General features: G+C 67.3%; 12 protein-coding genes. 9 read left to right on the forward strand and 3 right to left on the reverse strand.

All coding sequences use genetic code 11. From position 1 onward, the window contains the following. The first annotated feature begins 44 nt into the window (after positions 1-44). Entirely contained in the window at positions 45-761 is a 717-nt protein-coding gene (locus tag JMJ56_RS19935) for a dioxygenase family protein (protein ID WP_202833529.1), read from the forward strand. Then, positions 758-1327, forward strand: a complete 570-nt coding sequence (gene pcaG / locus JMJ56_RS19940) for a protocatechuate 3,4-dioxygenase subunit alpha (protein ID WP_202833530.1) — start codon at positions 758-760, stop codon at positions 1325-1327. Before JMJ56_RS19935 ends, pcaG begins: the two co-directional genes overlap by 4 nt. A gap of 5 nt (positions 1328-1332) precedes the next feature. On the opposite strand, the gene JMJ56_RS19945 is transcribed toward pcaG, so the two are convergent. After that, on the reverse strand, positions 1333-2280 hold the full coding sequence (locus JMJ56_RS19945) for an NAD(P)/FAD-dependent oxidoreductase (protein ID WP_202833531.1): 948 nt from the start codon (positions 2278-2280) through the stop codon (positions 1333-1335). Between the two features lie 83 nt (positions 2281-2363). Here JMJ56_RS19945 and JMJ56_RS19950 point away from each other — a divergent pair, with 83 nt between their 5' ends. Further along, the gene (locus tag JMJ56_RS19950; RefSeq protein WP_202833532.1) at positions 2364-2684 is read left to right on the forward strand and encodes a hypothetical protein; all 321 of its coding nucleotides are present in this window, start codon (positions 2364-2366) and stop codon (positions 2682-2684) included. Then, on the forward strand, positions 2684-4411 hold the full coding sequence (poxB, locus tag JMJ56_RS19955; protein ID WP_202833533.1) for a ubiquinone-dependent pyruvate dehydrogenase: 1728 nt from the start codon (positions 2684-2686) through the stop codon (positions 4409-4411). The genes JMJ56_RS19950 and poxB overlap by 1 nt, the downstream gene beginning before the upstream one ends. 37 nt (positions 4412-4448) lie before the next feature. Here the strand turns inward: poxB and JMJ56_RS19960 are convergent, their stop codons facing one another. Together JMJ56_RS19960 and JMJ56_RS19965 are read right to left on the reverse strand one after the other, a co-directional pair. Further along, complete coding sequence (locus JMJ56_RS19960; protein WP_202833534.1) at positions 4449-6554, reverse strand: PQQ-dependent dehydrogenase, methanol/ethanol family; 2106 nt, start codon at positions 6552-6554, stop codon at positions 4449-4451. Between the two features lie 86 nt (positions 6555-6640). Further along, the gene (locus tag JMJ56_RS19965) at positions 6641-7804 is read right to left on the reverse strand and encodes an MFS transporter (protein ID WP_202833535.1); all 1164 of its coding nucleotides are present in this window, start codon (positions 7802-7804) and stop codon (positions 6641-6643) included. A gap of 263 nt (positions 7805-8067) precedes the next feature. Between JMJ56_RS19965 and JMJ56_RS19970 the strand changes: the two genes are divergently transcribed. The 5 genes from JMJ56_RS19970 to JMJ56_RS19990 all read left to right on the forward strand — a co-directional run bounded on the left by JMJ56_RS19970 (position 8068) and on the right by JMJ56_RS19990 (position 12008). After that, on the forward strand, positions 8068-9396 hold the full coding sequence (locus tag JMJ56_RS19970; protein WP_202833536.1) for an MFS transporter: 1329 nt from the start codon (positions 8068-8070) through the stop codon (positions 9394-9396). Positions 9397-9727: 331 nt separating this feature from the next. Then, the gene (locus tag JMJ56_RS35560) at positions 9728-9907 is read left to right on the forward strand and encodes a hypothetical protein (RefSeq protein ID WP_202833537.1); all 180 of its coding nucleotides are present in this window, start codon (positions 9728-9730) and stop codon (positions 9905-9907) included. 621 nt (positions 9908-10528) lie between these two features. Continuing rightward, the gene (locus JMJ56_RS19980; protein WP_202833538.1) at positions 10529-10699 is read left to right on the forward strand and encodes a hypothetical protein; all 171 of its coding nucleotides are present in this window, start codon (positions 10529-10531) and stop codon (positions 10697-10699) included. Positions 10700-10906: 207 nt separating this feature from the next. Then, the gene (locus JMJ56_RS19985; RefSeq protein WP_202833539.1) at positions 10907-11047 is read left to right on the forward strand and encodes a hypothetical protein; all 141 of its coding nucleotides are present in this window, start codon (positions 10907-10909) and stop codon (positions 11045-11047) included. Between the two features lie 97 nt (positions 11048-11144). Further along, a complete protein-coding gene (locus tag JMJ56_RS19990; protein WP_202833540.1) occupies positions 11145-12008 on the forward strand; it encodes a GNAT family N-acetyltransferase in 864 nt (287 codons plus the stop codon). The last annotated feature ends 78 nt before the right edge of the window (positions 12009-12086 follow it).

Consider the following 12086-nt stretch of genomic DNA (forward strand, 5'->3'; position numbering starts at 1 on the left):
CGCTCGGGCATGCTTCGCGGCAACAGCGTGGGGAGGAAAGGGAGATGCCCGAAGACGCGCCGCCGACCCGCTTCGGCCCGCTGCCGCCCGGTATCGCCCCCACCGTCCCGACGCCCGGCTATCCCGGCACCTTCACCCACACGCCGAGCCAGCCTGCCTTCCGCCGCCCGCCCGGCCGAACCGAGGTCACCGGCCCGCTCGCCCTCCACCGCAAGCTGCCCTGCGGCGAGGCGAATCTGGCGGAGCCCATCCCCGGCCGGCCCGCGATGGGCCAGCTCATCCACATCGCCGGCCAGGTGCTCGACGAGGATGGACGCCCCATCCCGGATGCCGTGGTGGAGCTCTGGCAGGCCAATGCCGCCGGCCGCTACGCCCATGCAAACGATACGCGCTCGGCGCCGCTCGATCCGCACTTCGTCGGCCATGGCCGCGTCCGCACCGATGCCGAGGGCCGCTACGGCTTCTTCACCATCCGCCCCGGCGCCTATCCCGTACCCGGCGAGGCCGTGTGGTGGCGCCCGCCGCATGTCCACTTCTCCGTCCTCGGCCCCGCCAGCCTCTCCCGCCTGGTGACGCAGATGTTCTTCCCGGGCGATCCCCTGAACCCGCTCGATCATATCTTCATGGCCGTTCCCGACGCCGTCGCCCGGGAGCGCCTCGTCGCCCGCCCGCTGCCGCCGGCGGAGATCGGCCCCGGCTGGCTCGGCTACCGCCACGACATCGCACTGCGTGGCCGCCGCGCGACGCCCGTGCTGCCATGACGCCGCTCTCCTCCCACACCATCGGCCCCTTCTTCCCGCGCGCCTTCGTCCGCGAGGGTGACAACGACCTCACCCGCACCGCGCCCAATGCAACGCCCTCCCGCGCCGGCACACGCATCCGCCTGCATGGCCGCGTGCTGCGCGAGGGTGGCCTGCCCTGCGTCTACGCCATCCTCGAAGCCTGGCAGGCCGATGCCGCTGGCCGCTTCCGGCATCCCGCCGACCCCGATTGGGAGTACGCCGACCCCGACTTCCTCGGCTGGGGCCGCGCCTTCACGGATGCCGACGGCCGCTTCGAATTCCACACGCTGATGCCCGGCGGCTTCCTCGACCGTGCGCCGCATGTGAACCTGCTGGTGATGGCCTCCGGCCTGATGCGGCCGGTCTCGACCACGCTTTTCTTCCCCCAGTTCGTCACGGCGAACGCGGCCGATCCCGTGCTCGGCCTGCTGCCGCCGCCGCTCCGCCCGCGCCTGCTCGCCGCACCCGATAATGACGATGGCTACCGCTTCGACATCCGCCTGCGCGGAGGTCCGGCGGAGGAGACGCCCTTCTTCGAAAGCTGAGCGGCTCAGGCGCCGTCCGCCTCGTCCTCCGTCGGCAATTCGCAGCGATTGTGGATATGCGCCGCCGCGACCGCCGCATGCCCCATGCCAACCACGATCTGGTCGAGCCCGCGCACGATGTCGCCCGCCGCATAGAGGCCACGCACCGTCGTCTGCGCATGCCCGTCGACGACGAGTGCGCCCGAGTCGTCCGCTGCGGCGCCTAGCCCGAGGGCCAGCTCCGAGCGGTAGTGCAGCCCGAGCGCCGAATAGAGCACCTCGAACCGGTGCTCCGCCCCGCCGCCGCGCAACGCCGCAATCCGTCCGTCGCGGATCTCAAGCCCCGTCACTGGCTGCTCGATCACCTGGATGCGGTTCCGCTCCACGACCTCGCGCTGCGCCGCATCAAGCGCCAGGGGCTGCCCCAGCGTCAGCAGCGTCACATCGCTGGAATAGGTGCGGGCGATGAAGGCCGCCTCGCCCAGCCCATGCGCGCCACGGCTGATGACGGCGATGCGCCGCCCGCGCGATTCATGCCCGTCGCAAATCGGGCAGTAGCGCACGAGGCCGCGCCGCACCGCATCCGGCAGGTCCGGGAGATCGGGCTCAACATCCACCGCGCCGGTCGCCAGCAGCACGCGGCTGGCGCCCAGCGTCCGGCCCGCCCCATCCGCTGCCTCCAGCACCGCAGCGAACCCCCCCGCCTCCCGCCGCAGCCCGGTCACCCTGGCCGCCACCGGGCGGATGTCGTAGCGTGCCAAGTGATCCCGCTGGCGGGCGAGGATGTCCGGCCCTGCTATGCCCTCGCCGAAAAAGGGGATGTTATGGCTCGCCGGTATCCAGGCCGCCCGCGGCTCGCCCGCATCCGCCACGAGCACGCGCCGGCCGAAGCGCGCCAGGTAGAGCGCCGCCGTCAGCCCCGCCGGCCCACCGCCGATGATGAGTGCATCCAGCCTCCCATCCTCGCGTTCCACCTCTGCCCTCCTACCGTGCTCGCAGGCCAACGCCGGCCGGAGAGGAAGTTCCGGGAATCCCGGCAAGCGAAAGGACCATCCATATGACGCTGTTCACCATTGAGGTCGCCGGCCGCCCCCTGCTCGTCTTCCCCGAGAAGAGCAGCGAGGCCGCCGAGGAGCTGGCCACCAGCACCATCGGCCCTGACCTGCAGGATTTCGAGGAGGATGGCGAGCCGCTCTGGGACGGCGAGGAGCCCCTCTCGGTCCGCCCTGCCAACGAGAAGGAAAGCGCTATCTGGGACCAGGGCCTCGCCGAGGCGAAGTCGGACGGCGATTCAGGCGCGTTCGACCCCGAAAGCTACGCCGTGCTCCTCGTCGAGGTCGATGCCGAAGGCGAGGACGACGAGGAGGACGAGGCCTGATGGCCCGTCAATCCGTCGCCGACCTCATCGCCGACACGCTCCATGGCATCGGCGTCCGCCGCATCTATGGAATTGTCGGAGACTCGCTGAATGGCCTCACCGACAGCCTGCGCCGCAAGGGCAGCATCGACTGGGTGCATGTGCGCCATGAGGAAACGGCCGCCTTCGCCGCCGGCGCCGAGGCCCACCTCACCGGCCAGCTCGCCGTATGCGCGGGAAGCTGCGGCCCGGGCAACCTCCACCTCATCAACGGGCTCTACGACTGCCACCGCAGCCGCGTGCCCGTCCTCGCCATCGCCGCGCATATCCCGACCGCCGAGATCGGCAGCGGCTACTTCCAGGAAACCGACCCCCGCCAGCTCTTCGCAGAATGCAGCCACTATGTCAGCCCGGTGGCGACCGTCTCGCAGATCGGCCGTGCCCTTGACACCGCCATCCGCGAGGCGATCGGCAAGCGCGGCGTCGCCGTGCTCGTCATCCCGGGCGACGTCGCCCTCGAGGAGGCCGAGGCCTCCTCGCCTACCCGTTGGATCGCCCCCGTCGTCCCGCCCCTTCGCCCCGGCCCGGCCGAGGTCACTGCGCTCGCCGGCCTGCTGAACGAGGGTGGGCGGGTGACCATGCTCTGCGGCGGCGGCTGCGCCGGCGCGCATGACGAGGTGGTGGCGCTGGCGGAAGCGCTGAAGGCGCCCGTCGTCCACGCGCTCCGTGGCAAGGAGTTCGTCGAGTACGACAACCCCTACGATGTCGGCATGACCGGGCTGATCGGCTTCTCCTCCGGCTACCATGCCATGATGGAGTGCGACACCCTGCTGATGCTGGGGACGGACTTCCCCTACCGGCAGTTCCTCCCGACCGAGGCAAAGATCGCGCAGGTCGACATCCGCCCGGAGAATCTGGGCCGCCGTACCCGCCTCGACCTTGGGGTGGTCGGCGACGTGAAGGAGACGGCCGCGGCCCTGCTGCCTCAGCTTGCGCCGCGCGGCGACCGCGACTTCCTCGATCAGGCGCTGGCGCATTACCGCGAGGCCCGGCGCGGCCTCGACGAGCTGGCGGTCGGCCATCCCGGCCGCAAGCCCATCCACCCGCAGTACCTGGCCCGCGTGCTCGACGAGGTCGCCGCCGAGGACGCCATCTTCACCTGCGATGTCGGCACGCCGACGGTCTGGGCGGCCCGGTACCTCACCATGAACGGCAAGCGCCGCCTCGTCGGCTCCTTCTGGCACGGCTCCATGGCGAATGCCCTGCCCCAGGCCATCGGCGCCCAGGCCGCCTTTCCCGGCCGGCAGGTCATCTCCCTCTCCGGCGATGGCGGCTTCGCCATGCTGATGGGCGACCTGCTGACGCTGAACCAGCTCGACCTGCCGGCGAAGATCGTCATCGTCAACAACGGCACGCTCGGCTTCGTCGAGCTGGAGATGAAGGCCGGCGGCTTCCTCGATGCCGGCACGGAGCTGAAGAACCCCGACTTCGCCGCCATGGCCCGCGCCACCGGCATGCATGCCGTGCGCGTCGAGGACCCCGCCGAGCTGCGCGGCGCCCTGCAGGAAGCCCTCGCCCATCCCGGCCCCGCCGTCGTCGACGTCGTGACCAACCGCATGGAGCTGAGCCTGCCGCCCAAGACCACCTTCGAGCAGGCGAAAGGCTTCGGCATCTATCTGGCCAAGGCCATCATCAGCGGCCGCGGCAGCGAGGTGGTGGAGCTGGCCCGCACCAACCTGCTGCGTTGAACGCGGGCCGGGGGACACCCGCCCCCCGGCTTTCGCCTCAGTTGCGCCGCGCCGCCTCCGCCGAGCTGAGGATGAAGGCGCGGATCTGCAGCACCTGCGCCTCGTCCAGCCGCCCCGCGAAGCGCGGCATCCCGCTGCCGAGGAAGGCGCCGTCGAGCACCACCTTCGGAAGCTCCTCCAGCAGCTCCCGGTGCGCATAGCCGAGATTGGGTACGTTGCCGCCGTTGTTGACGCCCGGCGCTCCGTGGCAGCCGGCGCAGTTGGCGACATAGAGCCCCGCCCCCGCCTGCGCGTCCTCGGCCTTGTAGGCGATGCCGCCGACCAGCGGCCGCCGCTCCGCCTCCACCACCGCCGGCATCGGCGCCGTGCCGCCGACGCGGAAGGTGTAGACCCGCCCCGGAGTCACCCGGTCCGTCGCCCGCTGCACGATGCCATAGACCCCGCCCCAGCCGACCGCGATCGAGACATACTGCTCGCCATCGATCTCGTAGGTGGAGGGCGCCGCGACCACGCCGGAGCTCACCGGCACCTCCCAGAGCTTCCGCCCGTTGCGCGCGTCATAGGCAATGAACCGCCCATCCGCCGTGCCCTGGAAGACGAGGTTGCCCGCCGTCGTCAGCGTGCCGCCATTCCACGGCCCGCTGTAGTCGACGCCCCAGGCCTCCTGCTGCCGCACGGGGTCCCAGGCCACCAGCCGGCCGAAGGCCTTCGCCTTCGGATCGACGGCATTGAGGTAGAAGCCGAGGTTCCACCCCGATGCACTCTGGAAGCGCATCGGCGAATTGGCATTCATCCGCCAGCCCTGGTCGGGCGAGAGGGTGAGCGGCACGCCGTGCACCGGCATGTAGACCAGCCCGGTCATCGGGTTGAAGGACATCGGGTGCCAGTTGCGCGCGCCATAGGCGGTCGGGATCGCCTCGAAGGGTTGGTCCACGCTCCGCGCCGCCGGGTTCTCGATCGGCCGTCCCTCGTTGTCGTAGCCCGTCGCCCAGTTCACCGCGGTGAAGTTGCGCGCCGAGATGAACTCGCCCGTCTGCCGGTCGATGACGAAGAAGAAGCCGTTCTTCGGCGCATGCATGACGACCTTGCGCCGCCGCCCGTCGATCTCGAGCTCGGCGAGGATCATCGGCTGGGTCGAGGTGAAGTCCCAGTGGTCGCCCGGCGTCTCCTGGTAGTGCCAGACATACTGGCCCGTCTCCGGGTTCAGCGCGACGATGGAGCCGAGATAGAGGTTGTCGCCGCCGGCCGGACTGCGCAGGTTGCGGTTCCAGGGCGAGCCGTTGCCGGTGCCGACATACATCAGGTTCAGCTCGGGGTCGTAGGTCATCGTGTCCCACATCGTCCCGCCGCCGCCGGCCTCCCACCAGCGCCCGGCCGGGTCCCAGGTCCGCATGGCCCGCGCCATGCTCTCATCCTCCGGCGGCTTCGAGGGGTCACCGGGCACGGAGAACCAGCGCCACTTCTGGTCTCCCGTCGCCGCGTCATAGGCGGTCAGGTAGCCCCGCACGCCATATTCCGCGCCGCCATTGCCGATGACCACCTTGCCCGCGAAGACCCGCGGCGCCCCGGTGATGGTATAGGCCCGGCTGCGGTCGATGATCGTGTCCCGCTCCCAGAGCTTCTGCCCCGTCGCCGCATCGAGCGCGAAGAGCCGCCCGTCATAGGAGGCGACATAGACCTTGCCCTGATGGACCGCGACGCCGCGGTTGACGACGTCGCAGCAGCCCCGCTCGCCATGCTCGCGCGGCACCTCCGGGTCGAAGGTCCAGAGCGGCTGCCCCGTCTTCGCATCGACCGCATGGACGATGCTCCAGGAGCCAGTGACATACATCACCCCTCCGACGACGATCGGGGTCGCCTGCACCCCCCGCCGGGAGCCGAGGTCGTAGGACCAGGCAAGCCCCAGCCGCCCGACCGTGTCGCTGTTCACCGCGCGCAGCGGGCTGAACCGGTTCTCGGAATAGTTCAGCCCGTAGCTCGGCCAATCGCGCCCCGTGGCGGCATTGGCGATGATGCTTCGCTGGTCGACGGCGCCCGTTGCGGCGCGGATACGCTCCGGCGTCAGGCCTTGCGCGCCGGCCGCGCCGGCAAAGGCGCCGGCCAGCAGCGCCGCGAGGGCGGTGCGGTGCAGGGGCATGGACATTCTCCCTTCCTGTCCGGACTTTCGGGTCCGTTGAAGGGAAGCCTAAGCGCTCGTATACCCGCCGCGCAACCGATGCGTGTGACGCACTACAGGCCCATTCGCCGCCCTGACAGCCGCCGGAACCATGCGTGGATCGCCGGCAGCAGGGCAACGCAGCCCGCCGCGAAAAGCAGCGGCGCCGCCGCCACCCCCGTCACATCCCGCGCCCACCCCGCCGCCGGCGGCAGCCCGGCATGGCCGGCATAGAGGCAGGTGTAGAACAGTCCCATGCCGATGGCGCGGTTCTCCGGCCGCAGCGCCGCGGCCGGCAGCGCCATGATCACCCCGACAGGCAATCCCATGGCGAGTCCCGCCACGAGCAACGGTCCGGCACCGAGACCAAGCCCCATCAGGGCCAGGCATCCCGACCAGAGCAGGCACCCGCCCGCCATCAGCAGCACCGCCGGAACGCGCCGCTGCGCCAGCATGCCCCCCGCCTGCACCGAGGCGACCGAGAGCCACGTCGCCGCCCCCACCACCAGCCCCGTCTGCGCCGGCGTCAGACCGCCCAGCACCAGGAAGGTCGGCGCGAAGCCGATCGTCACCGCGAAACTGCCGTTGAGCCCGCCCCAGAGCGCACCGGCGAGGCAGACCAGCGCCACCTCCCGCCCCGAGATGCGCCCCGCCGCCACGACGCCGCCGGCGCCATCATTCGGATGCCTGCGATAGCCGAGCCGGAGCAGCAGCAACGCCGCCAGCGCCAGCGCCCCGGTCGCGGCGAAGCCCGCCGCCCAGCCCGCCACTGCGGCGAGCGGACCGAGCCCAAGCTGCGCCAGCCCGATCCCGATCGGGAAGGAATTCACGAAGATCGCCATGGCCAGGACGATGTCGTGCTGCCCGGCGAACCAGTCCGTCACCATCTTCGCCATCAGCACGTTGAGCAGCACCGCCCCCACCCCGCCGAGGAGCCGCCCCGCCGCGAGCCCCCCGAAGCCGGTGGCCAGGCTGGCGAGGACGCCGCCCAGCGCCATCAGCACCAGCCCCGCCGTCACCACCCGCATGTCGCCGAAGCGTCGTCCGAGGGCCCCGCCCGGCAGCGCCAGCACGAGCCCCGGCAGGAAGTAGAGACCGATGAGCGCCCCGAGATCGGCCCCGCCCAGCCCCAGCTCCTCCACCAGCATCGGCGAGACCGAGGCGACGGACTGGAACTGGAAGCCAAGGCTCGTCCGCGCCGCGGTCAGCACGGCGAGCGCCTGCCATCTCGGGTCCATCGGCACCTCCACCCCGGGGATGCCGCAGCTTCGCCCGTGCCGGCCACGGCGCCAATGCGAAACCGTGGCCACCGGCAGGGGCCGGCCTTGTCCACCTTCTGGAACCAAGCTTGCCGACCTACGCTTCCTTCCGGCACGCGGCCCTAGAACATGGTCGCCGAAGGCTGGGGCCGGGGGCGTGAATCATGCGACGACACAACAAGCTGGACCATGATCCGCGATCCGGTAATCGCAGATCATGATCCTGAGGAGAATCCAGCGCCATGGACGACATCGAGAAAACAACGATCCGCAAGGTGATGTGGCGGCTGATGCCCTTCCTCTTCGTCTGCTACTTCGTCGCTTATCTCGACCGGGTGAATGTCGGCTTCGCCAAGTTGCAGATGAATGCGGCGCTCGGCCTTACGGAAGCCGCCTATGGCCTCGGCGCCGGACTGTTCTTCATCTCCTACTTCCTGCTCGAAGTCCCCTCCAACCTCGCCCTTGACCGCTTCGGCGCCCGGCTCTGGATCGCCCGGATCATGGTCACCTGGGGCATCGTCTCCGCCCTCTTCGCCTTCATCGGACCGATCTCGGCGATGACCGGCCTCTCCAACGAGTGGGTCTTCTACATCCTGCGCTTCGTGCTCGGCGCGGCGGAGGCCGGGTTCTTCCCGGGCATCATCTTCTACCTCACGCTCTGGTTCCCCTCCGTCTACCGTGCCCGCGTGGTCGCCCTCTTCATGCTGGCGATCCCCTTCTCCTCCATCGTCGGCGCCCCGGTCTCTGGCGCTCTTCTGAACCTGTCCGGCGGCGGCCTCGATGGCTGGCAGTGGCTCTTCATCCTGGAGGCGATCCCCTCCATCCTGATGGCGGTCGGCGTCGTCTTGTACCTGACCGACCGCCCGGCCCAGGCAGGCTGGCTTGCGCCCGAGGAACGCAGCTGGCTTCAGGGGCGCCTCAACGCCGAGCACGAGCACAAGCAGGCAGCCGAGCATATCAGCATCGGCAAATCCCTCAGCGACCCGCGCGTGCTGGCCTGCGCCTTCGTCTATTTCTGCCTGAACGCGGCGAGCTACGGCGTCGCCTTCTTCCTCCCCACCATCGTCAAGGGCTTCGGGGTCAGCAACTTCGAGACGGGCCTGCTGGCCGCCCTGCCCTTCGTCTTCGGCGCCATCGGCATGGTGTTGCTCGGCCGCAACTCCGACCGCACGCTGAAGCGGCGCGAGCATGTCTGCTTCGCCATGATCCTGGCCGCGGTCGGCGTCGCAGGGGCGGCGCTCGTCTCCTCGCCCGTGCTGGTGCTGGGCCTGCTCTGCCTCAGCCAGATCGGCGTCTCGGCGACGCCGCCGCTGCTCTGGCCGATCCCGAGCGCCTTCCTCACCGGCACCTCGGCCGCGGCCGGGATCGCGGCGATCAACGCCATCGGCAACCTCTCCGGCTTCGCTGGCCCCTACCTGATGGGCTACCTGCGCGATGCGACCGGCAACTTCACTGCCGGCCTGCTTGTCCTCGGCGGCTGCACCCTGGTCGGCGGCCTGGTAGCCCTGACGCTGAAGGTAAGCACCCATCTCGAGACGGCCGCCACGGCCAAGACCGCGGCCGCGCTCTAAGGCAAGCTCCAATCAGATGGGATCATCTGATTGGAGTAATCCGCTCGGCAGACCAAAAAGTTGGAGCAGAGTCCGTGAGCCAGCGCGAACGGACTCCGCTCCAACTGCGGCCCATAGGTCTGTAGGAGTGCGGTAGTGGCGGAGGGGATGGGATTCGAACCCACGGTAGAGGTTGACCCCCTACAACGGTTTAGCAAACCGTGCTGTCAGCGTTGAAGCCCCTGCTGACCTTGATCTTATTGAGATTTAGCAGCGCGAAGAACGCGAACAAAATGCGAACATGCGGCGTAAGGTGCCACAACGGGGACCACAAACCCATAGTTGGGAGCGCTTGCCGAACGTCGCGCAGGAACGCGGGATCGCGCTCGGCATGACCTTCATCGATGGCACGACCACCCGCGCCAACCCGAATGCGACGGGGCAGAAAAAGGGGGATGCGATAGCGGGGAGCAAGATGTGCGCGAGGCACTTGGCCGATCTCACGGTGGCTACGGCACCAAGGCCTGCGTGATCGCCGATGGCGCTGGCCAGGCGGTTACCCTTGCTCTGGTATTGGGCCAAGCGTACGATTTGTCCACGGTGCCAGGTCTGCTCGGTTGCTTGCCATACGTGCCCGGCTAGGTCGTCGGCGACTGCGGCTTTGCCTCCCACGCCTTTCGCAAGCGCATCTGGGCCATGGGCGCCCGACCTGCGATTCCGTCCGACGCTCCGATGCCGAGGTCGCCTGCCCGAACTGGATCTACGCGAACTAACACCTAGTCGATACCCTTTGGGCACGTCTGAAAGAGTGGCAAGCTGTCGCCAGACGCGACGAGAAGACCGCGCGCTCCTTCCTCGGTGTGCTCTGCCACGCTGCAGCAGCCAATTGGATCATAGTCATCAAGGCCTAACAGACTTTTGCCTTTCGCAGGTAGCAACTTGGACTAGCCCCCTGCGGAAGGACGTCGCCACCTGATTTGTTTCAGACGCCCAGAACGGAACGGTACAATCATATGAGCATCATGTGGTTGCAGTCTCAGCTAAGCTGCAGCTGGCCATGTGGATTGGCCTTGTTGAACAAAGCCTTTGGGGGGCTGCGCCCTCTAAAGAATTGGGACATCTATTCCACACGCACCCATGTGAGGGTTTCCACATGACCATCTTCCAATCGCTAATGTTCCTGGCGCTGTTTGTCCCCGTGGTGGCCATTGCGATTCAAACAGTCTTGGAGGCGCGCCGCGACCCTGAACACGAACGGCCAATGATAACTGGCGAAACTTGGGGCACTGGCGATTTCGGGGGCGGTGGTGGCGGCGGTAATTAACGGGCGATAAGCCTCCAGCACGCCGTTATCAAAGACGACCTTCCCTTACTGACGTTCCATTCGCCGCATGTTACTGCCTTTACATCAGGCTACGTCAATTAAACTGCAAAATTCGACCTCTACAGGCATTTGACGAACGCCTGGATGGTCAGACTTCTATCATGACAGCTTTGACAGCCACTCAGCTGTCCCCTCCGGAGTAACCACATGGACTTCGGAACCTGGATTTCAGAAATCGAAGCTCTTGTGACCTTCGACGTTGATGCAGAGTTGTGGCGGAAGTATTTCGACGCTGGGCTGACACCTATTAGAGCCATTGAACAAAACGGCATCGATGAGGAAGTCTGAAAGCTTTTTTGAGCGGATGTAGCCGGAGGAGTGGCTCAAAAATCAGCAGTTAATTTAGATAGAGGCCAACCGGACTTTCAATGCCGTGGAGGAAACCATGGTTCCGCATATCCGTCCTGCCATGGAGGCCGACGCCAATGAGGTTGGCCGTATTATGCATGACGCGTTCCGGGGAGTTGCCGAAGCGCACGGCTTCCATCCAGACCTCGAGAGTGTTGAAGAGGCGGCAAATGTCGCAGCGATGTTCATCGCGTCTCCGACTATATTTGGCGTAGTTGCGGAACATGATGGCCAAATTATCGGCTCCAACTTTTTGGCCGAAGGCGACCCAGTCCGTACGGTTGTCACGCTGACGATCGAGCCGCGGTTCCAGGGCCGTGGTGTCGGCCGCATGTTAATGGAGGCCGTACTAGAGCGCGCCAGAAGTGCCGCAAGCGTGCGTCTTGTCGCTGATGCCTTTAATATCCGCTCTGTGCCGCTTTATGCTTCGATGGGTTTCGAGGTCAAAGAACCTTTGCTGCTCATGCGCGGCACGCCGCAGAGCGGAACATCGTCTGGCTATGTGACTCGCCCACTTAGCGCCGATGACGTCGCCGCTTGTGAGAAACTCGCGAAGAAAGTTTATGGCACGGTACGCACTTCGGAACTACAGGATGCCGTAAAGCTCTTCAAGCCTTTCGTTGCTGAAAAGGATCGCAAAATCTGCGCCTACTTATCGTCAGCGGGCTTGTGGTTAGCCAATCATGGCATCGCGGAAACTGAGGCTGACATGAGAGCGCTTATCGCGGGCACGTCGGCATTGACCGGCGAGCCAATTTCATTTTTGCTCCCTGTACGGCAAGCCAGCCTATTCCAATGGTGCATATGCGAGGGATTTCGCGTGGTGAAGCCGATGCTGCTCATGTCGAAAGGTGAGTACGTCGAGCCGAATGGGGTTTGGTTTCCTTCTGTTTCTTATTGAACTGCGGAGCCAGCGCCGAAGCCAAGGCGTGTTGATGGGTTCAGATTGGGGGCACGCTCGTTGGCGGTGCGAGTCGAG

The organism is Belnapia arida, from assembly GCF_016773205.1.
Lineage (GTDB): Bacteria > Pseudomonadota > Alphaproteobacteria > Acetobacterales > Acetobacteraceae > Belnapia > Belnapia arida.